The following is a 24,529-nucleotide window of genomic DNA, read 5'->3' on the forward strand; positions in this document are numbered from 1 at the left end:
ATCGAACGTATTGCGTGTGCATCGGTAAATCAATTTCACTCCGTTTTCTTAACGTCTTCTATGCGCCGCGTCGAGCGGGCGCCGCTCGTGCGACGAAAACCCAAACGGTTTTGCGGATACGCCACCGAGTGCGGGAAAATGGCAGTACGAGCAGGCGTCCTCGGCGCGACCGGTGCCGTCGGACAGCGACTAATCCAGCTTCTCGACCCTCACCCGGAGTTCGAGATCGCAGCACTGACCGCCAGCGACTCCAGCGCCGGCAAGAGCTACCGGCAGGCCGCGAAGTGGCGCGTTAACAGCCCCATCCCCGGCGATGTCGCCGACATGACCGTCACGGCGACCGACCCCGACGAGGTCCCCGACGACGTCGACCTGATCTTCTCGTCGCTCCCCTCGAGCGTCGGTGCGGAGGTCGAACCGCCGTTCTGCGAGGCGGGCTACGTCGTCTCCTCGAACTCCTCGAACGGCCGGATGGACGACGACATCCCGCTCGTGATCCCGGAGGTCAACCCCGGGCACATCGACCTACTCGAGGTCCAGCGCGACGAGCGCGGCTGGGACGGCGCGATGGTCAAGAACCCGAACTGCTCGACGATCACCTTCGTCCCCACGCTGGCCGCCCTCGCGGAGTTCGGCCTCGAGAAGGTCCACGTCTCGACGCTGCAGGCCGTCTCCGGCGCGGGCTACGACGGCGTCAGTTCGATGGAGATCATCGACAACGCCATCCCCTACATCGGCAGCGAGGAGGACAAACTCGAGACCGAGTCCCGCAAGCTCCTCGGCGAGTTCGACGGCGCCGAACTGAGCCACAACAGCATGGCGGTCTCGGCCTCCTGTAACCGCATCCCGACGATCGACGGCCACCTCGAGAACGTCTGGGTCGAGACCGAAGAGGAACTGACCGTCGACGCGGCCGCCGAGGCCATGCGCGAGTACCCCTCGCTCGACCTGCGCTCCTCGCCCGACCCGCTCATCCACGTCTTCGAGGAACCCGACCGGCCCCAGCCCCGGATGGACCGCACGCTCGGCGACGGGATGGCCATCGCCGCGGGCGGCCTCCAGGAGACGCCCTTCGGGCTCCAGTACAACTGCCTCGCGCACAACACCATCCGCGGCGCCGCGGGCGCCAGCGTCCTGAACGGCGAACTCCTGCTCGAGCAGGGCTACATCTAACTGCTGCGGGCGCTCGCCGCCGTCGACCGCCCATTTTCGATCAGTCCGTTCGCGAGAATACCTGACTGATTTGGCGGGGGGCACAAGTAGGGACGACCCCTACGACAGGTATGCTCCCAGTCATCTCCGATCCCGAGTCGCTGACCCCCGTTACCGGCGAGACCGCCGGCGACGGCTCGCAGTTCGACGCGCTCGCGGATCGGCGTCGCCGGGCCGTTCTCCGATATCTGGACGCCCGCGACGAAGAGTCCGTCTCGCTGTCCGACCTCGCAGATCACCTCGTGCTCGAGGACGACGCGGACGACGGCGGCGCGCTGGCCAGTTGCGGCGACGCCCTGTTCGGGACGCGGCGACGCGTTGCGATCACGCTCCGACACAGCCACGTGCCGAAGCTGGCGGACGTCGGAGCCGTCGCGTTCGATATCGATTCGAACACCGTCGCACTGACCGAGCGCGGCGAACGGTTGCTCGCTCGCGCGGACGATATCGACGCGGAGCCGGACGCCGAAAGCGAAGCCGATCGGAACGCGACCGGCGCAGCCCGCGGTCGTGCCGCCGGGACGTCGACGTCGTAATCTCGGAAGGGTCGCGAAAAACGCGATACGTATCCTCGAACCGCTGAGTACTGCAAGTTCGGGACGCGAACGGTCGGTACCCGCGCACTCACGACTCCTGCTGGGCCGACTCGAGTGGGAGCGCGACCACCGGAACTGACGCCTCCTTGACCAGCCGCCGCGCCACGTCGCCGGTCAGCAGTTCCGCCAGCCGGTTCCCCTTTCGAGCCGCGAAGACGACGGCGTCGACCTCGCGGTCCTCCGCTTCGGCGAAGATCCGCTCGACGACGTCGGTGCCGTAGAGGATCGCCGTCTCGACGGTCGCGTCGGTCGCCTCGAGCGGCCCGCGCGCGCGGTCGAAGATCTCCTCGGCGTACTCCTCGCGCTGTTCCACGCCGGCCTTGTCGGGCGCGCCGCCGGCCTTCTCGATCACGTTGACGACGATCGCCCGACTCGAGTCGGCGAGGTACGGGGCGAGCGCCGCGGCCGTTCGCTCGCCGTCTTCGGGGGTCGCGACGGGGACGAGGATCGGTCCGTCGAACGAGAGCGTCATCGGTCTCCCTCCGCTCGAGCCCGGTTCGTTCGGCACCAATCCGCTCGAGACAACGGTTTCGTTCGATTGCGAGCGCTCCAACCACGGGATCGACGGGCGACTGCTGGTTCCATACCGGGAATTGGTGCGGTGCCGTGAAAAAACTGCAGTCGAGTCTTCCGGTAAGAGCCGGACGGCGTTCAGGGGCGGACCTGATTCTCGAGGGCCGCGTCGGGGTCGTCGGCGAACCGGCGGGCGTTCTCGGCCACGATATCGGCGAGTCGCTCGTAGTACTCGGGGGTGTGGCCGGCGTTGTGGGGCGTGATCTGGACGTTTTCGAAGGTCCACAGCGGGTGGTCCTCCGGCAGCGGTTCGGGATCGGTGACGTCCAGCGACGCGCCGCGGATCCAGCTCGAACGCAGCGCCTCGACGAGCGCGTCGGTGTCGACGACCGGCCCGCGGGCGACGTTGACGAGGACCGCGCCGGGATCCATCGTCACGAACGCCTCGCGGTCGATCAGCCCGCGCGTGGTCTCCGTGAGCGGACACGCGAGCACCAGATAGTCGGTCCGCGCGAGCGCGTCCTCGAACCCGCCGCCCTCGAACCCGACCACCTCGTCGGTCGGGCCGCCCTTCTCGGGCGTGTATCGGACGCCGATCGTCTCGACGCCGAAGGGCTCGAGGCGGTCGGCGACCGACTCGCCGATCGCGCCCAGTCCGACGATCGTCACCGTCGATCCCTGCAGTTCCTCGGCCTGGTAGTGGCGCCACTTCCGACGGCGCTGCTGGCGCGCGCCGACGTGGAACCGGCGGGTGAAGCGGAGGATCGCGCCCAGCACGTGCTCGCCGATGTTGGGTCCGTGGACGCCCGAGGCGTTCGTCACGGCGACGCCGCGCTCCTCGAGTTCCTCGAGGGGAAGGTGGCCGGTCCCCGCGTAAGCACAGGCGAAGACCTCGAGGTTCTCGGCGGCCTCGAGCAGCCCGTCCTCGAGGGTCATCCCGGTGACGAAGCGGGCGTCTCGAATCCGGTCGCGCTCCGCCGTCGGCGTGCGGGCGAGTTCGACGGTGCCGTCGGGCAGCCGGTCGCGGAGCGCGCCCGCGTACCGTTCGACCGGCATGCCGTGAGTTCCCTTCCGGAGCACCAGAACGTCGGTCGGCGTGGACATATCGCTGTCGACGCGTGCGAGACACATCAATCATCCCGGTCGATAGCGAGGAACGGACGACGCCGCGCCCGTTCGGCGGTCGTCTCCGCCGGCGATCACTGCCGCCGGTAGATCCGCGAGGCCCTGTCGGCCGGCTCGAACGCGTTCTCGATGTTCCGCGTCAGCGACTCCGACTTGCCGATAACCAGATAGCCGCCCGGACGGATCGCGTCGGCGAGCTTCTCGAGCACGGTTCGGTGGTGGCGGTCGTCGACGTAGATGAAGAAGTTCCGACAGAGCACCAGATCGTAGGTCGATCCGATCGAATCGGTGATCAGATCGAACCGGTCGAAGTCGACCATCCGCTTGATCGAGGACCCCACTCGGTAGGATTCCACGTCCTCGTCTCGATCGTCCGGACAGTCGAGGTAGGAGCGGTACGCGTCGAGATACGACAGCTCCGTCTCGAGGTTGGATGTTCGTTGCTGTTCGTAGACGCCGTTTCGCGCCCGTTCGAGCGCGTTTTCGTCGATGTCGCTGGCGCGAATGGAGAGGCGATGGGACGAGATCCCCGCGCTTTCCCGAGCGAGCATCGCCAGCGAGTACGGCTCGCGACCGTCGGAGCAGGGGACGCTCCACGCCGAAAGCGGTCGGTCCCGCCGTTCCTGGAGCGTCTCGAGGACCCCCCGAAGCTCGTCCCAGACGGAGGTGTCACGGAAGAACGACGTGACGTTGACGCTCAGCGTATCGAGCAACGCCGTCCGCTCGGCACCGTCGTCGGCCTCGAGCAACGAGAGGTAGCTGCTGTAGGCGTCTCGCTCGAGACCGTTTCTCGACAGCCGGGATCGGATTCGGCGGCGGAGATACTGATCGGCGTAGTAACTCGTCGCGAACCCGTACCGGGATTCGATGTGCGAAAGGAGGCGGTCGAAATCGTCGGTGTGTGTCATGGAGTTAGCTCCGTCGTGAGAGTCGGTCTCGAATGCGCTCGGGTTCGCGTCAGATCCTGATCGCGGTCGGATCGACCCAGACGACGAACTCGTCTTCTCGTCGGATGACGCCGGCGATCCCGTCCCCGTCGACCGCGGTGTTGACGACGTCGGACGCCAGCGCCTGCACCTGGTGAACTTCGTCGGCGAACCAGCCGATCCGTTCGGGCGCCCCCCGTTTGCGTTTGAAGACGATGATTCGATCCCCGAATCCGTCGTCCTCGAGCCCGAGAAGCGTCTTGAGGTTCACGATCCTGGTCGTCTCGCCGCGGAGGTCCATGACGCCCTCGACGTGGGCCGGCGTGTTCGGGATCGCGGTCAGTTCGTCGGAGTTGACGATCTCGGCGATGTAGCCGATCTCGACGCAGTAGCGGTTCTCGCCGAGATCGAACTCGAGGACGTGCGTTCCGTCGGCGTCGGACTGGAGCGACTTCGTCGCCATGGTCACTGTTCGCCGCCGGCGGGTCGCCGTCGGTCGGTCGAAGTCTCGTCGCCCGTCGACGGCCGTCGGTCGGGCACTACGCTGGCGGCGTCGGTCGATAGTCCGCACTCTCGTATCATAGTAGCTAGGCTGATATACAACAAGTTAAATATTTTTGCTATACGAATATCAGTATTCGATCAGCGGCCGAAACGCTAATATACGCCCGTAATAGCCAGATTTATCAGACATATATCTATGACAGGAATCTGTTTGGAAATACGAAAGTGTGTATATATGCGGGCCGATTCTGGAGGTCGCGGACGTTACTTGATCCGCTCGATGATGCTGTCGATATCCAGCCACGAGATCAGGCTCGTGTGATCGCCGTTGGGTTTCTTGATGACCGAGTCGACGAACTCGTGGCCGTTGTCGTCGGCGCCCCGAGACTCGTCGATCTGGTCCTCGTGATACGTCGCGGCCTGACGGACGTCGGTCACCCTGATGCCGAGTTTCTGCTTGTCGTCGCCGCGGTTGAGCACGACGATGTACTGCTCGTCCGAGGGTTCGCTCCGCTCGACGTTCAACAGGGCCGTCGGATCGACGACCGCCGTGATCTCGCCGCGGAGGTCCGTGACGCCGTCGATCGCCTCCGGACCGCGCGGGAACCGGGTGATCTCTTTCATCTCCACGATCGCGCTGATGCGATCGATCGCGATCGCGTACCGGTCGTCGTTGAGCGAGAACTCGAGGACCTGAACGGTGCTCTCGTCGCTACGGGCCGAGTGGTTCAACGCGGTGTCGTCGGCGAACATCCCGTCTTCGGCGTCGACCGCACCCCGGAGGACCGACCCGTCCCCGGACGCCGTGTCGGTCTCCAGTGCCGTCGCGTCCACGATCGGTTCCATTCCGTCGGCCGCGTCGAACTGCTGGACGCGACCCGCCGCAGCTCCGTCGCCCGCGGCTGCCGATTCCGCGGCCGGAGTGAGTGGGTGGTTCGCGCGGGTCGCCGGATCGGCGCGGGCGGCCTGCCCGCCGCCGTACGCTTCTGGTTCGGCGCCTCGTCCCGGGGCGGACGCCGCGTGAGAACCCGTCCGTGCGGCCGGTTCGGCGGCCCGGGCTCGAGACTGCGTCGCCTGTCCGGTCGGCTCGGTCGCTCGCTCGGCCGAATCGCCGGAGTGCTCGGGGACGTCGCGGGAGTCCGGTTCGGAACCGTCGCGGGAACCGGACTCGGCGGCGGTCGTTTCGACGCCGTCGTCGGACCGATCGGCGCTGCCGGCGGCGTCGGTCGCGGTCGGTTCGGGATCCCTCGAGTCGGGGTCGTTCGTCCCAGAATCGTCCGTCTCGGGCGCGGCGTCCGCGTCGGCGGCGTCGTCCGCCGCCGATTCGTCTTCGTCGCCGTTGTTCGCGTTCGCAGTCGCCTGCGATCGGGATCGGTTCCGGATCCGTTTGATTCGTTCTGCTCGTTCGTCAGTCATACTGTCATCTCCGTGGTGGAAAACTCCTCGTCGAGCGACGCCGCGACCGCTCGGAACCGCTCGCACATGTCGATCTCCTCGTCGGCCGCGAAGATCGACCGGCCGCTCGAGAACGCCCGCTGGAGGGCGACGCGTTTCCGGACCTCGAACGTGGGGACGTCGGGGACGGCCTCCTCGAACCACTCGAGCATCTCGGTCGCCTCGCCGGTGTTTTCGATCCGGTTGACGACCAGCGATTTGGCGTCGATCTGCACGTCGTGTTCCATCTCGAACGCCCGCGTGTAGTCGAACAGTAACTCGAGGGAGCGCTTGCTCGTCGATTCGGCCAGCGCCGGAATGACGAGGTTGGGCGCGGCGTACAACGCGTTGTCGGTGAGCATCCCGAGGTGGGGCGGGCAGTCGACGATCACGTAGTCGTAGCCGTGATCCGCGGCGTCGAGCAGCTGTGCGAGCCGCTGTTCGCCGTCGTCCAGTTGCAACAGCGACGCTTCGGCGGCCGTCATGTCAATGTTGCTCGGGAGCACGTCCATCTCGTCGTGGTGCCAGACGAGCTCGTCGAACGAGACCGACGAGTCGTCGACGAGTGCGTCGAACAACGTCGGCGGAGCCGCGTTGTACGCGTCGGTGAGGCCGAGCCCCTCGGTGCCGTTACCTTGGGGATCGAGATCGACGAAGAGGACGTTCCTGTTTCGCTGACTGAGCGCGCCAGCGAGAGTGATCGCCACTGTCGTCTTTCCGACGCCCCCTTTCTGATTAGTTACACAAAGCCGCGCGAGTCGCGCCATTCGGTCACCAGTTCTGCCGCATACTACATAACTCCGATGGCTGTTGAAAGGCCGATAACTGGACAAACGCGTTCTAAGCAATCGTATATGGGGACGATATCAACTCAAACCTCGTATCGAGATTTGAGTCCAAACCTTTATGGTAAGAAATTATAGTAGTTAGCCGTATTCTTTATACGGGTGTCGTTAGAAGGCCACCACTATGACAGTGAAGGTACTGATCGTCGATAACTCCGAAGTGATGCGAGAAGTGTTGGAAGAAGCGATCAAGGAGGAGTTTTCCGTCGTCGCGGAGGCCGAAAACGGAGCGGAAGCGATCGAAGCGGTCGACACCTACGACGTCGACGTCATCATGATGGACATGGTGATGCCGGGCATCGACGGCGTCGAGGCGACGGCCACGATCAAGGAGAAAGCTCCCGATATCAAGGTCATCTTCTGTACGAGCGTGACCCAACAGGAGCGGATGAAGCCGGCGATCGAGGCCGGGGCCGACGGCTACATCATGAAGCCGTTCGAGAACAGCACGATCCGAGAAGCGATTCACGACGTCGTCTCCTGATGGTTCGCGCCGTTATCGCGGACGATTCCGGCGTTATGCGCGAGATTCTCTCCGAGATTCTCACGGCGGCCGGAATCGACGTCGTCGAGGCGGTCGAGGACGGCACGAGCGCCGTCCGCGCGATCCTAGAGCGGGATCCCGACGTCGCGACGATCGACATCAGCATGCCGGACAAGAACGGCCTGGAAGTGATCGAGGAGGTCATGGCCGAGCGGCCGACGCCGATGCTGGTGATCAGCGCCCGAGCGAACGACGGAGCGTCGGAGACGTTCGAGGCCCTCGACCGGGGGGCCGTCGACTTCATCGCGAAGCCGAGCGGGCAGCTCTCGGTCGACATCTGGTCCCAGCGTGACGAGATCGTCGAGAAGGTTCGGGCCGCGGCCGCGGTCGATCCGACGACGCTTACCCAGGACGCCGGCGCGGAGCCGGTTCAGTCGACGGTTCCGGCCGACCGGGTCCCGGACGGATCGACGGTCGTCATCGGGTCGTCGACCGGCGGACCGCAGGTCCTCGAACGGGTGCTCGCAGAACTGCCGCGAGAAGCGAAGTTACGGATTCTCATCGTCCAACACATGACAGACCACTACACCGGACGTTTTGCAATGCGTCTGAACGAGCGAACAGCATACGAGTGTCGAGAAGCATCGGACGGCGATACGGTCGGGGCGGGCGACGCGGTCGTCGCAAAGGGCGGTCGCCACCTCGAGGTGACGGCCGATCGCGACGGCGAGCTCGCGGTCGCCCACGACGACGGGCCCAAGATCCACAACGTCAAACCCGCGATCGACGTCACGATGCGGTCGGCCGCCGAGGCGGTCTCCGGCCCCCTCGTCGGGGCGGTGTTTACCGGCATGGGCGCCGACGGCGCGGCCGGCCTCTCCGCGATCAAGGCCGCCGGCGGAAAGACTATCGCGCAGGACGAGGAGACCTCCAGAGTCTTCGGTATGCCCGGCCGTGCGGTCGAAACCGGCGACGTCGACATGGTGTTGCCGGAGGAACGGCTCGCCGAAGGAATCGTTAACGCGCTCGACGGGTGGTCCGGGTGAGCGACGCCATCACCACGTTCGTCCACGAGAGCGAAGAAGACATCCAGAAGCTGAACAACGCCCTGCTCGACCTCGAGAACGATCCCGACGGTAACGAGGCGATCGAGACCGTCTTCCGGGTCGCCCACAATCTCAAGGGGAACTTCGGCATCATGGGCTTTGCCACAGCCAGCGAGCTATCACACGCCGTCGAAGACCTCCTCGACCAGATCCGGGACGGCCGGCTCGAGGTAACCTCCGAGCGGATGGATCTCGTCTTCGAGGCGGTCGACCAGATCGAGCTGATGGTCGACGAGATCGCCGAGAACGGCGAGCCGACGACCGATCCCGCGGAGACGATCGAATCGATTCGCGCTTCGATCGACGGCGAGAGCGCTCAGGCGGCGACCGAACAGCCAGCTGCGAACTCCGCCACCGCGGTCGACGACGCGGCGGACGACGACGACGGCCGATCTCGCTACCGTGCGACCGTCGACGTGGGCGAGACCGACGCCAAACGCGTCGACGCGATGTTCGTCCTCGACGCGACGGGCGACGCCGACGCGTTCGAGCTGGTCCGCACCGTTCCCGATCGGGACGCGATCGAGGACGGCGAGTTCGACGGCACGTTCGACGTCGAGCTGGCAGTCGACGCCGACGACGACGGCGACGAGATCGCGTCGTTCTACGAGGAGAGTCGCTACGTCGAATCGGTGGCCGTCGATTCGGTCGCCGACGCGACCGAGACGGAGACGGCCGACGAGATGCCCGCGCAGACGGACGATAGCGGAGTCGAGACCGCTCCCGACGCGTCCGGCGACGACGGAGACGACGACACCGACGAGTCGAAGTCGGAGGACGCGTCGATCGCCTCGCGGCGCAACAAGGAGGTCGAATCGATCCGCGTCGACGTCGAACAGGTCGACCGCCTCTACAACCAGGTCGAGGAGATGGTCACGAGTCGGATCAAGCTCCGCAAGATCATCAAGGGGAGCGGGCTCGTCTCCGCCGAGGAGGAACTCGAGGAACACGGCAAGATCACCTCGAGCCTGCAGGATACGGTCCTCGAGATCCGCCTCGTTCCCCTAGAGAAGATCGTCGGCAACTTCCCGCGGGTCGTCCGCGATCTCGCGCGCGATCAGGGCAAGGAGATCGACTTCGAGATGGAGGGCGTCGACAACGAGATGGACCGCTCGATCCTCAACGAACTGAGCGACCCGCTGATGCACATCATTCGGAACGCGGTCGACCACGGGATCGAGCCGCCGGCGGTCCGCGAGGAGAAGGGCAAGCCCCGCGAGGGGACGATCCGCCTCACCGGCGAGCGCGAACGCGACCGCGTGTCGATCACCGTCGAGGACGACGGCGCCGGCCTCGACGTCGAGCGGATCAAGGAGAAGGCCGTCGAGAAGGGGATCATGACCCAGGAGGAGATCGACGTCCTCGACGAGTCCGAAGTCTACGACCTGATCTTCCACCCGGGGTTCTCGACGCGCGACGAGGTGACCGAAGTCAGCGGTCGCGGCGTCGGGATGGACGTCGTCAACGAGGTCGTTCGCGGCGTCGACGGGACGATCAACGTCGAGAGCGAACCCGACGAGGGCACGAGCGTCACGCTCACGCTCCCCGTCAGCGTGGCGATCGTCCGAGTGCTCTTCGTGACGATCGGGGACGAAACGTACGGCATTCCGATCAAGAACATCGACGAGATCTCCGAACTCGAGGACCTCACCATCGAGACGATCGAGGGCCAGGAGATCATCACGCACGACGACCGCGTGTACCCCCTGATCGCGCTCGACGACACCCTCGACGTCGGCGACGCCGAGCGCGACGACGACGACATGGTGATCCGGATCAAGACGGACGTCCGTCAGGTCTGCATCCGCTGTTCGGACGTTGTCGGACAAGAGGAGGTCGTCATCAAACCGTTCGAGGGGATCCTGAGCGGTGCGCCCGGCATCAGCGGGGCGTCCGTCCTCGGCGAGGGCGAGGTCGTGATGATCCTCGACGTGGAGACACTGTAACCATGAGTATGAAACTCGACTTACGAAAGCTAGAAGAATTCGACCAGATGGCAATCGACGGCGCCGACGGGGCGAGTGACCGACTCTCCGGGCTGACCGGGGTCGACACCTCGGTCGACTGCAGTCGCTTACACGTCGTCGCCGCGACGGCGGTGATCGACGAGTTCGAGCGCGACGACGTGCTCGCCATCTCCATCTCCCTCGAGGGCTATCTCGAGGGGGAGGTCGTCACCGTCCTCGACAGCGCCAGCGCCCGCGAACTCGCCGAGGCGTTCATGCCGATGCTGCCCTCGGACGACGGCTACACGTCGAAACACGAGTCGGCCGTCGAGGAGATCTGTAACGTGATGGTCAGCGGCTACGTCGACGGCTGGGCGAACGTCCAGGGCGAGTCGATCGTCATGTCGCCGCCGTCAGTCGTCTCGAGCGCGTTCGACGCCGAGGAGGGCGTTCGATCCGAACTCCTCGAGGAGACCGAGCACGTGCTCTCCCAGCGCAGTTCGATCGTGACGCCCGACGACGAGATCGAGTTCCAGATGTTCCTCTTCCTCGACGAGGCGACGTCCCGTACCCAGTTCGGCGCGGACCCCGACGCCAGCGCGATCGATTACGAACTCCTCGAGGTGCTGACGGCGCTGGACGGGATGGAACCGCGATCGATCGGCGACCATCTCCTCGAGACGACCGAGTTCGACGCCGACGTCGCGATCGACACGCTGGATATCGTTCCGGCCGAGCGGCTGTCGGAGACGGTTTCCGACGAGGAGAGCTTCGGCGCGGTGGTCGAACTCCTCGATCCGCCGATCGGCTCCGCGATCACCTTCTTCGACGACCGCGACGGATCGACCGACGAAATCGGCGCCGCGGTGACGACGAGTCTCGTCGACGAGATCGCCGACCGGCTCGAGGTAGCAGTTCGGGCCGGCGAGCCGACGATCGTCGACGACATGCGGTCGTCGATCGTCAACGACGTGGTCGCGAACCTCGGGCCGGGCGAACGGTTCGTCCTCAGCCTCGAGGGGCTGCTCGAATCGACGGCGGGCGATCTCAGCTGCGACGTCTACCTGCTGCTCAGCCCGAAGGAGATCGCGGACTACTGGGCCCAACGATGAGCGACGACGCGAACGACGAGGACGGCGGGATCACCATCTACGGCGCCGACGACGGGGCTGACGACGAGGGCGACGACGACGACCTCGGAATCAGCGTCTACACGCCGGCGACCGACGGCGACGAGGACGACGGCGATGACGACGACGAGGTCGAGGTCCCCGTCTACGGCGAGTCTGCGGACGACTCGAGCGCGGACGAGGACGGCGACGCCGATGGCGGCAACGGCGGCGGTGATGACGACGACTTCGAAATTCCGGTCTTCGGCGACTCCGACGACCCGGAGCCGACGGCAGACCCCATCTCGGTCGGCGTCGCGGAGTACGCGATCACCGACGAGGGGCGACCGCTGCGGACGAGCGGACTCGGCTCCTGTCTCGGTCTCGTCGTCCACGACGACGTCCGGGGCGTCAGCGGCCTCTTGCACTTCATGCTCCCGCGGGCCGCGGAATCGAACGGGCAGAACCACAGCGACGCGAAGTTCGCCGACACGGGGATCGCCGCGATGCTCTCGGCGTTCGTCGCGACCGGCGGCGACCTCTCGTCGGCCTCGGCCAAGCTCGCCGGCGGCGCGACGATGGTCGACTTCGATCGGGTCGACACCCCGATCGGCAGCCGAAATGTTGAGGCGGCCCGGCGCGAACTGTCCGACAACGGCGTCGAGATCGTCGCCGAGGATACCGGCGGCGACGCGGGACGATCGCTGCGGTACGATCCGCAGACCGACGAACTCCGCGTGACCGGCGCGAACGGCACCGAGCGAACACTGTGACGCCACCCGACCCGATCACCGCGGACCGCCGACCGGCGTCCCGTCGGCACCTCCGTCCGCGGCCTCGAGGGCCGACTCGCAGTTCGACGCGGGGCGTCGCTCGAACCGGACGGCAGACGAACGACACCTAGCATCGATGGCCTGGCAAATCGATCCCGGCGACTTCGACGAAACGAGTCTCTCGAGCGACCTCGAGGAGCAGATGGATCGCCATCCGCACCTCGAGGAACACGTCACCGCGTTCCACGACCGAACGAACGTCTACCCGCGGTACATCGACGAACCGGAGGACCACCACAACACGACGGTCGACCACCCCAACTACTGCTGGCAGATCGACGACCTCGTCTTCGCCCACGTGTACGGGTCGACCGATCAGGACCCGATCTACTACGCGATCGAACCCTCCCTGAGTTACGACGAGGTCACGCTGTTCCGGGAGGTGAAAAACCGGGTGCTAAACGAGAACGTGACCGATCCCGGCGACGTGGACCGCGAGGACATCGACGAGATCCTCGAGCCGGTGGTTTCGGTGACGACGGAGGCGCCGCCGGAGGAACGGTCGGCCGTCGACGGCCTCCTCGGTCGGCTCCGCGGCGCGCTCTCCCGGCGACCGATCTCGGTCGACCAGCGGACCTACGAGCGACTGCGGTATCAGTTCCGGCGGGACGTGCTCGGTCTGGGACCGCTCGAGCCGGTCTTGCTCGACGATAGCAACGAGGACATCCACGTGCTCGCCCACGACAACCTCCACGTCTACAACGACGTCTTCGGCCTGGTTCGGACGGATATCGACTTCGGATCGGAGTACGAGTACGAGCACTTCCTGCGGTCGATGGGCGAACGGATCGGCGACCCGCTCTCCGACGCCGACCCGATCACGGACGGAACCCTCCCCGACGGCTCCCGATTCAACGTCGTGTTCAGCAACGACGTCTCGGTGAAGGGGCCGTCGATGACGATCCGCCAGCAGGACGAAATCCCGTTGACGATGACGGCGATCACCCGCGGCGGAACCTTTTCGCCGACGGCCGCGGCGTACCTCTGGCTGGCGATGGAAAACGAGACCAGCGCCATCGTCGCCGGGGAGACCGCGTCGGGGAAGACGACGACGCTCAACGCGTTGACGTCGTTCATCCCGGACGACGCGAAGATTTTCACGGCCGAGGACACCGCCGAGGTCATCCCGCCCCACGACACCTGGCAACAGCTCCTCACGCGGGAGGGGACCAGCAACGAGGTCGACCTCTTCGACCTCGTCGCCGCCGCGCTTCGCTCGCGGCCCGACTGCATCATCATCGGCGAGGCCCGCGGCGAGGAGGTCCGAATGGCCTTCCAGGCGATCCAGACGGGCCACCCCGTGATGATGACCTTCCACGCCGGCGACATCAAGAGCTTAGTCCAGCGGCTGAAGGGCAACCCGATCAACGTCCCCTACTCCCACCTGGACAACCTCGACCTCGTGATCTTTCAGAACTTCATCCAGAGCGACGACTACCGGCGCTGTACGAGCATTTACGAAATCGACAAGTTCTCGAGCGAACTCGGCGGACTGGTCACGAACAAGGTCTTCGAGTGGGATCCCGTCGACGACCAACTGGAGTTTACCGGCATGAACAACTCGGTGCTCTTAGAGGACAAGATCGCGACGCTGCACGGCTACGAGGACACGCGCGACATCTACGACGACCTCGAGTATCGGCGCCGGATCATCGAGAAGATGGTCTACAAGAACGTCGTCGACTACGAGGAGTTCAACCGGATCATCTCCGGGTTTCAACAGGACGGTCACGCCAGTCTCCCCTTCCACGTCGAGAAACCGGAATCGATCACGTGATCTCCGGTTCGGCGCGGCTACCGCTCGTTTCCGTTCAGTTCAGTCGCCGTCTGTTTCAAGCATTTTAATACGGGAGGCTGAGACCTCTACGGAGTATGGAACGCGTAGATGTCGCGATCGTCGGTGGCGGACCCGCGGGGGCGTCCGCGGCCGAGCGGGCCGCCGCCCACGGCGCCGAGACCGTTCTCTTCGAACAAGGCGTCCCGCGGGAGGACCGCGACGGCCTCGGGCCCGACTCGACCGACGCCGCCGGGATGCTCGACTACTGGATCGATATCATGGAGTTCGACTACCGGGAGATTCCCGACGACGTCATCTTACGGGAACTCGAGGCGACCGAGTTCGTCGGCCCCTCGACGTCGGTCGAACTGACGAGTACGGGGATGGACGCCAGCTACCCCAACTTCGGCTACACCTTCAACCGCGCGCGCATGGACGACTGGCTCTACGAGCGCGCCGAAGACGCCGGCGCCGACCTCCGCGTCGGGACGGGCGTCAAGGACCTCGAGACCGACCTCCGCGCCTCGAGCCCGAAGGGGCCGACCCACACGCTGACCCTCTCGAACGGGGACGAACTCGAGGCCCAGTACGTCGTCCTCGCGGACGGCCCCCAGCGCCGGATCACCCTCGACGCGCTCGACCAGTTCACCGCGCCCGGTCGCAGCGTCTCCGACTACCTCTCGCCGCCGGAGGCGAATCACATCGCCTACCAGGAGTATCGGGACTTCCCCGCCGAGCTGTTCGAGGAGTTCGAGGACACCCTCAAGTTCTGGTGGGGGTACATGCCCGGCGAGACCGCTTACCCGTGGGTCTTCCCCAACGACGGCACGGTCGCCCGCGTCGGGCTGACCATGCCCATCGGGATGGAACTCGAGGACGTCGAAAACCCCGCCGCCTACGCCCTGCTCGAGCACGACGACGACAAGCTCCCCTCGGGCGCGGAGTACATCCGGCGCCTGCTCGAGCGCGAGTACGGCGACGAGTACGACATCGAGGCGGACATCCCGCGCGTCGAGGACCGCGGGAAGTCGAAGGGGACCGAGACGTACCCCATCTCCTCGACGCGACCGATCGAGTCGCCCGTCGGCGCCAACATCGCCGTCGCCGGCGGCGCGATGGGCACCACCTCGGCCTTCCACGAAGGCGGCTACCACGTCGCCGTCCGCACCGGGAAGATCGCCGGCCGACTCGCCGGAACCGACTCGCTTGCGAACTACAACGACGTCTGGAAGCAGGCCATTGGCGACGAGATCCTTCGCAACGTCTCCTTCGCCGACATCGTCGAGGAGTACGAACCCGCCGACTGGGACCGCACATTCGAGATCGTCAACCGGATGCAAGGCGACGACAGCGAGGGCCTGGTCAGCCGCGGCTACTCCGCCGGAATCGGCGCTTCGAAGGTTCTTCTCGAGTACAAGCGCCGGAAGTTCGCCTACCGCGACGGCGGCTACGTCCAGTTGCGCGAGGACGAGTACTTCTACTGAGTCTCGCGTTCCGCTCGCCTCGGTTCGCCCGCGACTTCGTGTTCCCGGCCAGTTGTACGGAAACCAGCACCGAGGGGAAGTCGGATCGTACGGGGACACGTGCCAGCTATCGACAGCGACCGCGCTCGTCGATACCTCTCCGGCGCCTGCGTCGTCTGACTCGGCCACCTCATCCTGCTCGTTCCCCGCTACGACGTCTGGACGACCTCCGGAGCCTCTCGTGGGGACTGCTCGGGACCTGCTCGAGAACTGCAGCGCGATCCCCGCGATCCGGTAGCCACGCGAGGCGCGCCCGCGGACGCCGCGGGACCGAGCGCCGACGCCGCGGCGGACGAACGCGAAGCGACGGACCGGGTATCGCGATCCGACGCCGGCTGACAGTCGCAGAACGGACGGTATCGACACCGATACTCGAGGCCCCGACGGCGACGGACGCGCGGGAGATCGTACGAACGCCCTACCGGCGCGTAAGCGGCGATCCTTTTTCCGGCTCGACGTTGGACTGCGGATATGGATCGACGCACCGACGCGAGCGGTTCGAGCGACGACACGGCGTTCGAGACGGCTCCGGTTCGAACCGACGGCGGCGGCGGCCACGGCGTCTCGAGCGACGGCGCGACGGCCGGGCACGATCCGGACGGGCCCGTTGGCCCCGATAGCCCCCATCAACCCGACGTCGATCACGACGAGCACGAACACCGCAGCCGCTGGCCGCTCGTCGCCGCCGTCGGCGCCGGCGGGCTCTACGGCGGCGCCGCGATCGCCATCCTCGGGAACGAAACGGGCCTGCTACCGCCGCTCGTGGGCGTCGGCCTCGCCGTCGTCGGGACGATCGTCCTGCTGGCCGGCATCGCCGGCTGGGTCGACGAGGTCTTTCTCGCGCCCGCGCGTGAGGGAGCCGTCGGTGGGTCGTCTCGAGAGTCGTACGTCTGGACGACGCTGCTCTTTCTGACAACCGACGTCTCGACGTTCGGCGCGCTGTTCATCTACTACTTCTTCGTCAGAGTCGGCGCGTGGCCGCCCGAGGAGTTACCGCCGCTGCTGGGATCGCTCGTGATCGTCAACACCGCGATCCTGCTCGCCAGCAGCGTCACGTTCCACTACGCGCACGAAGCGCTCGAGGACGGGAACCACCGCCGTTTCCTCGGACTGCTCGGGACGACGCTGGTCCTCGGGATCGTCTTCCTCGGCGGCCAGGTCTACGAGTACTACGAGTTCGTCGCCCACGAGGGGTTCTCGATCACCAGCGGCGTCTTCGGGACCGCCTTCTACGGGCTGACCGGACTCCACGGCTTTCACGTCGCGCTCGGCGTCGGCGGGATCGCCGTGCTGTGCTGGCGCGCGCTCCGCGGCCACTACGGCCCCGATCGGGACACCTCCGTCGCGACCGTTTCGCTGTACTGGCACTTCGTCGACTTCGTCTGGGTGTTCCTCGTGCTCGTCCTCTACGTGGGCGCGACCGTTTGACCGGGCGAACTCGGTCGCGCGAGGACGCACTCGCTACCGCCGTCGCGCTACGTCGTGGCCCTATCGGCGTCTCCGTCGCTACGGGAGATCGTCGCCCGCCTCGCGCTCTTCCTCGAGGAGTCGGAGCGTCGGATCGGAACACTCACAGAAGTTCGTCTGCCCGAGCGGTTTGCGCGTCCCGTCGGGCCAGACGTGAACGATACCGATCCGGCCACAGCCGGCGCACTTCGCCGCGGCACGCCGTCGCTTCTCGTGTTCGGCCACTGATATCACCTCGAGTCCGGGGTACGAGAGCCAGCGGGGAAAAACCCCGGTGGGCCGGCCGCCGCGGGTGTGGAGCCGAATCGGCGGTCGTCGACTAGTCGGCGCTCGGCGCGGCCGTTTCGTCGACCCCGAGGTCGACGGTGACGTACTGCGAATTCGCCGTCTCCGGTGATCCGCGAACGGCACCCAGCGAGAGCGAATCGCCCGGCTGGAGGGGATCGGAACCGGATCCGCCGCTGTCGCCATCGCCGTCGCCGCCGTCGCCGGTACCGCCGGCGGTCGTAAACAGGAGCGCGCGGAAGGAGGGCGCAGCGTCGTACGAGACCACGCGGCCGGTCGCCTCGTCGAGCCCTCGGGGTTGCCAGTCGACGGGTTCCCCGACCGTGATCGCACTGTCGGGCACGTGCTGGTAGGAACGCATCACGCCCTGCTCGATCGGTTGCTCCGCGCTCTCGGTCGACTCGGGCCGCGACCCGTCGGCTACCCCCGTACTCGAGGTGCCGACGAGCGCTCCGGTCGACAGGAGGCTGCACTTGACAAATGTTCGTCGCGTCGTCGATCCTGACGTATCCTGGCGCATGGGTACGCTCCGTGTTCTCGACCACCGACGATGGGATAACGGTTTTCCATGCTGACACAACGACGCACTAGCAAGTGACAGCATTATTTCGGTGGCTCTGGCCAGTGATCCCCGGATGTTCTTCCAAGAACCGGAGCTCCAGTACGAGGTCACCGTCGAAGAACCGGATCCGCACTTCGCGAAGCTTCTCCAGCAGGCGATCGGCGGACAGGAAGGGGAGATGCGCGTCGCGATGCAGTACATGTTCCAAGCCTGGGCGCTCCCCGAAGGCTACGAGGAGTATCGGAACCTCCTGATGGAGACCGCGGCGGAGGAACTCGGTCACATCGAGATGCTCGCCACCGCGGTCACCAAGAACCTCCGCGGCTCGGCAAAGCAGATGAGCGATGAGGCCGAGGAGACCGCGGCGACGGCCGCGGCGATGACCGGACAGAACCCCCGCCAGTTCCTCTCGGCCGGCGAGTCGGCGATGCCCGTCGACAGCAACGGCGTTCCCTTCACCGGCAACTACATCGTCGCGTCGGGTAACCTCGCGGGCGACCTCTACGCGAACGTGATGTCCGAGGCGACCGGGCGCACGCTCGCGACCCGACTCTACGAGTACACCGACGATCCCGGCATGAAGGACATGCTCGCCTATCTCATCGCCCGGGACACCATGCACCAGAACCAGTGGCTCGAGGCCCTCGAGTCCCTCGACGATCCGGTGCCGGTACCCGCGAGTTTCCCGCAGGAACAGGAAAACCAGGAGTACAACTACGCGTTCATGTCGACCCGACGCGAACAGCAGCCCGACCCCGGCTACCCGTGGACCCAGGGCGAGGCGCCGGACGGGAAGGGCCAGTTCTCCTATCTCCCCGAACAGCCGGGCGACGGAGAGGTCATCGCCCCGCAGCCGAGTCCGATGACGAACGACACGCCGAACCGGCCCGACGAGTCCGCCGCCGGCGATTCGAACGCGACCGGCATCTCGGAGACGACCGACTCGAAGTCCTCCGACGGGAACGCGACCGACTCGAACCAGTAAGTCGAACGCTCGGCGACCGTCGCGTGCTCTCGAAGAAGACGGCTCTGCGACCGTGGCGACGAAAGCCGTCGATCGCCTTATCGCCGCATCCGTTCTTCGAAGCCCGCCAGTTTTCGGTAGATCGGCGGCGTCAACACCCCGCCGATCCCCATGAAGATCGCCACCGCGCCGATCGGGAACAACAACGGCTGCACCTCGAGACAGGAGTTCTGGGACGTGATCTGCACGTAGTACCGCGTCCCCTCGTACTCGACGACGACGCCCTCGAGCAACGCCGCCCGGTTCTCGAGCTCGCCCGAAACCACCCCCTCCTGTAGGGGACTATCGATCGCTTCCTCGAGGGCCTTCCGTTCGGCCGCCGAGAGCTGTTCGGCGGGAATTTCGTCGATGGTCGCCAGCGATTCGTCGTACTCGTCGGCGGGTGTCGCCGCGATCGTCGGCTCGCCGCACAGCCCGAGGCCGTCCTGGACGACTACGTAGCCGCCGACGATCGAGAGGGGGAGGCCGACGGCGATCAGCAGAACGCCGAGAAAAGGGGCGGCGTAGGTTAACATGAGCGACTCCGACGACGCGGTCGGCTCGACGGGGCCGGTGCTGTCCATGGCGGGCGGTTCGTCCGCGTCGGACGGCGTGGCGTCGTCGTCGCTCATCGTGGCCCCTCCGGCGACGTCGGGCGGCGACCGCCGAGGTACGTGATCATCCCGGCGAGCCCCAGCCCGTAGATCCAGTGGGCGAGCAGTGTGAAGACGAGGTAGGTCACCAGCTCGAGGCCGGTCTGCCCGGTGTAGAAGGCGATGCCGAACCCCGAGGCGATGACCGTCGCGTACCACAGGCCCGTGATGAACGTGAGTTCGCCCGGCAGGTACTCACCGAGCGAGAGGAACAGCAGGGGCCAGACTGTCATGCCCGCGAAGAGGAAGAGCCCATAGCCGAGCGCGAGGTTCGCCGGCAACCCTACTAGTGTCGCGAGGTTCGCGAAGGACTCGAGGTCGAAGACGCCCAACGCGACCGCGACGAGGAGGACGCCCGTCAACAGTAGCGTGCCGACGAAACCGCCGGCCGCGCCCGCGCCAGCGTCGCTCAGGGCGCGTCGGGCGACCGGCACGATGCGACCGTACAGCGACGGCGGCCGCTCCTCCTGGGCGGGTACGTACGACGGCCGGACCTCCTCGGGCTCGCTCGGCGGAATGCCGTGCTTGCGCTCGAGTCGGTCCTCGAACCACTGCCACTCGGGCGTGAACTGCTGGGTCGCCTTCAGCTCCCACGGGTCCGCGGTTTCGACCCGCGACCCCTGGAAGTACGACCAGAGCATGTTGTAGAGCCACATGAGCACGCTGATCCCGATGATGAACGAGCCGACGGTCGCGACGACGTGCAGCCCCGAGTACTCCGCCGGATAGGTCGCGTACCGACGGGGCTGCTCGAGGAAGCCGAGCGCCATCAGCGTCATGAACGTGAGTCCGGAACCGATGACCAGCAGCGACGACTGGAAGATCGCGAGCCGACGGTCGTACATCCGCCCGGTAATCAGGGGGTACCAGTAGTAACTGGCCGCGAACATCATGAACGGGATAATCCCCATGAGAATCAGGTGGAAGTGACCGACGACGTAGTAGGTGCCGTGGTAGATGATGTCGACGGGGATGACCGCGAGGAAGATGCCGGTCACGCCGCCGACGATGAACAGCCCGACCGAGCCGACACAGAGGATCGTCGGCGCGGCCAGCCGGACGTCGCCGTTCCACATCGTCGTGATCCAGTTGAATACCTTGATCGCGCTGGGAACGGCGATCGCGATCGACGTCGCCATGAAACTCGCCCGGATGCGGGGGTCGACGCCGGTCACGAACATGTGGTGGGCCCAGACGCCGAAAGAGAGGACGCCGATCGCGATCGTCGAGTAGACGATGAACTTGAACCCGAACAGCTTCCGGCCGACGAATTTCGGGAGTATGAGGCTCATCAGGCCGGTCGCCGGGAGGAAGATGATGTACACCTCGGGATGGCCCCAGAACCACAGCAGGTGCTGCCAGAGGATGGGCCCGCCGCCCTCGACCGCGAAGAACGTCGTTCCGAAATTGCGGTCGAGCAGCAACATGAGCAACGCGGTGCCGAGCAACGGGAACGCGAAGATGATGATCGCGCTCGTGATGAGCATGTTCCACGAGAAGATGTCGAGGTTCGCCCACCCGATCGACTCGTCGCGCTCGTAGACGACCGTCGCGATGAAGTTGATCCCGCCGATCGTGGTCGCGATGCCGCTCAAGTGGAGACCCAACAGCAGGAAGTTCGTCTGGGGGTTCGGCGCCAGCGACAGGGGCGGATACATCGTCCACCCGATTGCCGGCTCCTGAAACGCCAGCAGAACCGATAGCCACTCGCCCGGAACGACGACCGCGAGCACCGCACCCGTCACTTCGGCGACGATTCCCAGCCGAGCGAGCAACAGCGACGGCGGGAGGAGCCAGAATCCGATAGCGTTGAGCCGCGGAAACGCCATGTCGTCGGCACCGATCAGCAGCGGCAGGAAGTAGTTCCCGATCCCGAAGAACACCGGCGTGACGAAGAAGATCAGCATCGTCAGCCCGTGCATCGTAAACAGTTCGTTGTACGTCTGTTCCGTCCAGAGGTTCGCCTCCGGCGTCAGCAGATGCGTCCGAATCATCATCGCGTCGATCCCGCCCCAGATCGCCGCGACGGTGCCAAAGGCGATATACAGCAGTCCGATTTCGCGGTGATTGGTCGTCGTCGTCCAGCGAATCGCGGCTGCCTTCGCCTCGGCCAGACTCAGTTCGCGACGGTGGCCCGTCGCGTACCCTCCGTCCGGCGACGGCTCGCCCCGAGCTCGCCGCGCCAAGACGATCGTCAGGAGACAGCCGACGACGACGACAACGAACAACGAGACCTCCGTGAGCGCGCGATTCATCGGCGCCCACCACCGCCGATCCGACCGCACCGCTCGTCGTCGTACATAGCGGTAGGCTCACCACCGACCCCAATAAATATGAACTGACGAGAGAGTGACTGTCACCAGTTTTGATAGGCGTTCGAACCCCAGACTCCGTTTAAAACGGTTCGAAATGATGACTGTTCACCGAACGATGAACGACGTATAACACGCCGGTCGTTGAACCGCCGTCAATGAGTAGCCGCCGTCGCACGACCGTCGCGTTCGTCGCCGCAGCGCTCTCCACGCTCGTCGCGCTGACCAGCACGGTTGCGGCGCAGTCGCCCAACCGCGAACTCATCGACGGCCTCGAGTATCAGTTGCTCTACGCGGCCCTGCCGCTGACGCTGTTCGTCCTGATGATCCTGATCTACGCGGCCGTCAAGTTCCACGACAACGACGATCCGCAGCCGACGACCGAGGACCCCGCGCTCGAGATCACCTGGACCGCCGCGACAGCGATTATCCTGCTGTTCGTCGGCCTCTCCGGTTACTCCGTCCTCGTCAACCCCTATATCTCGCCGTCGCAGGCAATCGATACCGACGATCGAAGCCAAGAGGGGTTCGACTCGTTCGAAGACCTCCCCGACACCGGCGACGAGGAGGTCCACGTCCGCGGCTATCAGTGGGAGTGGCAGGCAACCTATCCGGACGCCAACGTCACAACTGAAAACCAGATCGTGATTCCCGCCGGCGAGGACGTGACGTTCTGGCTGACCAGTGACGACGTTATCCACTCGCTTTTCATTCCGGATCTGGGCGTCAAACAGGACGCGTTCCCCGGCGACTACACTCGCGCACGGACCGTCGTCGACGAACCCGGCCGCTACGACGTGGTCTGTGCGGAGTTCTGCGGCGCCGGCCACTCGCGGATGCAAGGCGAGATCGTGGTTGTCGACGCCGAAACCTACGACCAGTGGCTTTCGGAAAACGAGGGGACCGTCGCCGAAGCGCCGAACCCCGACTGAGAGGGACCCGATACCGATCGGACGATGGAAGAGTTAAACCGGACGACCTCCTAGGGCCAGTGCGTGCCTTTAGTCCCCGTCCGAGTCTACCCATCCGGGTGCGATGACAGTACGGCGAACCCGGGCACGCGATATCCGGTGGGCCTTGCCCACCCGTTCGAGGAGCACGACCGCTCCTCCGCCCGGCACGAGGGTTAGCCAGCCGACGCGGCACGCCGCCACGGGATGAGGCTGGACGTTAGTGTTCCGGGCGATACCGATTTCCGAGCGGCAGCTCCGCTTTCATCCGCTGCAAGTCGAGCAAACGTGTAATACCCTGTGCGTTAGCATTCATCACCGTGGGTATCTCACCCACACGCTCCATTCCCCTTGGGTGATCGTCTCCGCAGCGTCGACTCGTGGTAGAGACTCGCGATTTCCGAACGCGAGCCGAGTCGCTCGTGCTCTACTACTGCTCCCTGTTCGAGGAGGGCACCGGTTCGCTGTACAGGAACGACTCCATGGATGACCCTGTTATCGTGACTTCGTCTTCGCTCGCGCGCGCCTGACGAACGGTTTCGCTGATCTCGTCGAACCCGTCGCTAACGATCAGGTCGCCCGTCCGATTGTCGTGTTCGATGAGACTGTGATCCTCGAGCTTCGGAAGATGGCTGTGGACCAGCGATGTCGTCACACGTTGTTTTTGCGCCTCGGTGACGACCTCGATCGATTCGCCTTGTTCCCAAGCGGCGATCTGTAAGGAAACGCTCTCGATGTTCGCGTGGTCGTTCTTTAAAAAGTAGTAGAGGAGGTACCGACAGCGCGACTCGGAAAGAAGTCCGTATACGACGTCCAAGGAGAGACGTTCTGATTCCATATTATACAGTTCTCCACACACCCGAATAAGCCCCGCCCCAAAAATATTTGGTCCGATTGGAACGGAACCACTGTGTCGAGGACTAAAGATAAACACGGCTGATAGCGATGTCACTACGGAATAAATACGAGTAGCCCCGCACAGCCGGTGCTGTGCGGGGCGTGATGGTGAAGTATGAGTGGATGGCGGCGAATCGGCTCTCCCAGAGGCTCGCGCACTCCAGTACTCACCGAAACGCAGGCGGGCTTAACGTCCGTGTTCGGGATGGGTACGGGTGGAACCCCGCCGCTGTGGCCGCCGTAACGCCGATCAGCGGAATCGAACCGCCGTCATGCCAATATCGGTGGTGTGACCGTATGTATGTGTAGTCCAGTTAGCGCCCGGACCCGTTCACCGCGTCACGGATCCAATGCGATATGAGTGTGTGGCTCGATCGGTTAGTGCTCGCGGACTCAACACCTCGTTGCCTTGGTGCGTACATCCCGAGTCTATCGAACTCGTCTTCTACGAGTGATCTCAGTGGTAT

The 24,529-nt window shown here is 65.3% G+C and carries 23 protein-coding genes and 2 rRNA genes; 12 read left to right on the top strand and 13 right to left on the bottom strand.

Annotated features, from left to right (window positions below; genetic code table 11):
- The first annotated feature begins 138 nt into the window (after nt 1-138).
- Nucleotides 139-1,173: an aspartate-semialdehyde dehydrogenase gene (gene asd, locus C477_RS14330; RefSeq protein ID WP_008895226.1), complete on the top strand. Its 1,035-nt coding sequence runs from the start codon at nt 139-141 to the stop codon at nt 1,171-1,173.
- Nucleotides 1,174-1,283: 110 nt separating this feature from the next.
- Entirely contained in the window at nt 1,284-1,748 is a 465-nt protein-coding gene (locus tag C477_RS14335; protein WP_008895227.1) for a DUF7344 domain-containing protein, read from the top strand.
- A gap of 88 nt (nt 1,749-1,836) precedes the next feature.
- Here the strand turns inward: C477_RS14335 and C477_RS14340 are convergent, their stop codons facing one another.
- The 6 genes from C477_RS14340 to C477_RS14365 all read right to left on the bottom strand — a co-directional run bounded on the left by C477_RS14340 (nt 1,837) and on the right by C477_RS14365 (nt 7,077).
- Nucleotides 1,837-2,280: a universal stress protein gene (locus tag C477_RS14340; RefSeq protein WP_008895228.1), complete on the bottom strand. Its 444-nt coding sequence runs from the start codon at nt 2,278-2,280 to the stop codon at nt 1,837-1,839.
- Nucleotides 2,281-2,459: 179 nt separating this feature from the next.
- Nucleotides 2,460-3,425 carry a D-2-hydroxyacid dehydrogenase gene (locus tag C477_RS14345; RefSeq protein WP_193366264.1) on the bottom strand — a complete coding sequence of 322 codons (966 nt, stop codon included), beginning with the start codon at nt 3,423-3,425 and terminating at the stop codon, nt 2,460-2,462.
- A gap of 95 nt (nt 3,426-3,520) precedes the next feature.
- Nucleotides 3,521-4,354, bottom strand: a complete 834-nt coding sequence (locus tag C477_RS14350) for a CheR family methyltransferase (protein WP_008895230.1) — start codon at nt 4,352-4,354, stop codon at nt 3,521-3,523.
- A 49-nt stretch (nt 4,355-4,403) separates the two neighbouring features.
- On the bottom strand, nt 4,404-4,835 hold the full coding sequence (locus C477_RS14355) for a chemotaxis protein CheW (RefSeq protein ID WP_008895231.1): 432 nt from the start codon (nt 4,833-4,835) through the stop codon (nt 4,404-4,406).
- A gap of 305 nt (nt 4,836-5,140) precedes the next feature.
- Complete coding sequence (locus C477_RS14360; protein WP_008895232.1) at nt 5,141-6,292, bottom strand: chemotaxis protein CheW; 1,152 nt, start codon at nt 6,290-6,292, stop codon at nt 5,141-5,143.
- Nucleotides 6,289-7,077, bottom strand: a complete 789-nt coding sequence (locus tag C477_RS14365) for a ParA family protein (RefSeq protein WP_049914552.1) — start codon at nt 7,075-7,077, stop codon at nt 6,289-6,291. Before C477_RS14365 ends, C477_RS14360 begins: the two co-directional genes overlap by 4 nt.
- Before the next feature lie 202 nt (nt 7,078-7,279).
- Here C477_RS14365 and C477_RS14370 point away from each other — a divergent pair, with 202 nt between their 5' ends.
- From C477_RS14370 to C477_RS14405, 8 genes are all read left to right on the top strand, one after another.
- On the top strand, nt 7,280-7,639 hold the full coding sequence (locus tag C477_RS14370) for a response regulator (protein ID WP_049914553.1): 360 nt from the start codon (nt 7,280-7,282) through the stop codon (nt 7,637-7,639).
- Nucleotides 7,639-8,685, top strand: coding sequence for a chemotaxis-specific protein-glutamate methyltransferase CheB (cheB, locus tag C477_RS14375; RefSeq protein ID WP_008895235.1), 1,047 nt, complete (start codon nt 7,639-7,641; stop codon nt 8,683-8,685). The genes C477_RS14370 and cheB overlap by 1 nt, the downstream gene beginning before the upstream one ends.
- On the top strand, nt 8,673-10,691 hold the full coding sequence (gene cheA, locus C477_RS14380) for a chemotaxis protein CheA (protein ID WP_008895236.1): 2,019 nt from the start codon (nt 8,673-8,675) through the stop codon (nt 10,689-10,691). The genes cheB and cheA overlap by 13 nt, the downstream gene beginning before the upstream one ends.
- A 2-nt stretch (nt 10,692-10,693) precedes the next feature.
- Complete coding sequence (locus tag C477_RS14385; RefSeq protein ID WP_239641882.1) at nt 10,694-11,803, top strand: chemotaxis protein CheC; 1,110 nt, start codon at nt 10,694-10,696, stop codon at nt 11,801-11,803.
- Nucleotides 11,800-12,573 carry a chemotaxis protein CheD gene (locus C477_RS14390; protein ID WP_008895238.1) on the top strand — a complete coding sequence of 258 codons (774 nt, stop codon included), beginning with the start codon at nt 11,800-11,802 and terminating at the stop codon, nt 12,571-12,573. Before C477_RS14385 ends, C477_RS14390 begins: the two co-directional genes overlap by 4 nt.
- Before the next feature lie 136 nt (nt 12,574-12,709).
- Nucleotides 12,710-14,410 (top strand): type II/IV secretion system ATPase subunit, encoded by a 1,701-nt coding sequence (locus C477_RS14395; protein ID WP_008895239.1) that lies wholly within the window; start codon nt 12,710-12,712, stop codon nt 14,408-14,410.
- A 95-nt stretch (nt 14,411-14,505) separates the two neighbouring features.
- Nucleotides 14,506-15,894 carry an NAD(P)/FAD-dependent oxidoreductase gene (locus tag C477_RS14400; RefSeq protein ID WP_008895240.1) on the top strand — a complete coding sequence of 463 codons (1,389 nt, stop codon included), beginning with the start codon at nt 14,506-14,508 and terminating at the stop codon, nt 15,892-15,894.
- A gap of 510 nt (nt 15,895-16,404) precedes the next feature.
- The gene (locus C477_RS14405; protein ID WP_008895241.1) at nt 16,405-17,361 is read left to right on the top strand and encodes a cytochrome c oxidase subunit 3; all 957 of its coding nucleotides are present in this window, start codon (nt 16,405-16,407) and stop codon (nt 17,359-17,361) included.
- Nucleotides 17,362-17,439: 78 nt separating this feature from the next.
- On the opposite strand, the gene C477_RS14410 is transcribed toward C477_RS14405, so the two are convergent.
- Together C477_RS14410 and C477_RS14415 are read right to left on the bottom strand one after the other, a co-directional pair.
- Nucleotides 17,440-17,625: a hypothetical protein gene (locus tag C477_RS14410; protein WP_008895242.1), complete on the bottom strand. Its 186-nt coding sequence runs from the start codon at nt 17,623-17,625 to the stop codon at nt 17,440-17,442.
- Between the two features lie 94 nt (nt 17,626-17,719).
- A complete protein-coding gene (locus C477_RS14415) occupies nt 17,720-18,205 on the bottom strand; it encodes a hypothetical protein (protein ID WP_008895243.1) in 486 nt (161 codons plus the stop codon).
- A gap of 115 nt (nt 18,206-18,320) precedes the next feature.
- On the opposite strand from C477_RS14415, the gene C477_RS14420 reads away from it, so the two are divergent.
- The gene (locus C477_RS14420) at nt 18,321-19,232 is read left to right on the top strand and encodes a manganese catalase family protein (RefSeq protein ID WP_008895244.1); all 912 of its coding nucleotides are present in this window, start codon (nt 18,321-18,323) and stop codon (nt 19,230-19,232) included.
- Between the two features lie 77 nt (nt 19,233-19,309).
- Here C477_RS14420 and C477_RS14425 read toward each other — a convergent pair whose 3' ends face one another.
- Nucleotides 19,310-19,882 carry a hypothetical protein gene (locus C477_RS14425; protein WP_008895245.1) on the bottom strand — a complete coding sequence of 191 codons (573 nt, stop codon included), beginning with the start codon at nt 19,880-19,882 and terminating at the stop codon, nt 19,310-19,312.
- Nucleotides 19,879-22,158 (bottom strand): DUF6789 family protein, encoded by a 2,280-nt coding sequence (locus C477_RS14430; protein ID WP_008895246.1) that lies wholly within the window; start codon nt 22,156-22,158, stop codon nt 19,879-19,881. The genes C477_RS14425 and C477_RS14430 overlap by 4 nt, the downstream gene beginning before the upstream one ends.
- 215 nt (nt 22,159-22,373) lie before the next feature.
- On the opposite strand from C477_RS14430, the gene coxB reads away from it, so the two are divergent.
- Entirely contained in the window at nt 22,374-23,147 is a 774-nt protein-coding gene (gene coxB / locus C477_RS14435) for a cytochrome c oxidase subunit II (RefSeq protein ID WP_008895247.1), read from the top strand.
- Nucleotides 23,148-23,595: 448 nt separating this feature from the next.
- On the opposite strand, the gene C477_RS14440 is transcribed toward coxB, so the two are convergent.
- From C477_RS14440 to C477_RS24320, 3 genes are all read right to left on the bottom strand, one after another.
- Nucleotides 23,596-24,003 carry a DUF7344 domain-containing protein gene (locus C477_RS14440; protein ID WP_008895248.1) on the bottom strand — a complete coding sequence of 136 codons (408 nt, stop codon included), beginning with the start codon at nt 24,001-24,003 and terminating at the stop codon, nt 23,596-23,598.
- A 180-nt stretch (nt 24,004-24,183) separates the two neighbouring features.
- Nucleotides 24,184-24,305 (bottom strand): 5S ribosomal RNA (rrf, locus tag C477_RS14445).
- A gap of 115 nt (nt 24,306-24,420) precedes the next feature.
- Nucleotides 24,421-24,529: ribosomal RNA gene (locus C477_RS24320) — 23S ribosomal RNA — on the bottom strand; the annotation flags it as partial.

This window comes from Haloterrigena salina JCM 13891 (assembly GCF_000337495.1).
GTDB classification, from domain to species: domain Archaea; phylum Halobacteriota; class Halobacteria; order Halobacteriales; family Natrialbaceae; genus Haloterrigena; species Haloterrigena salina.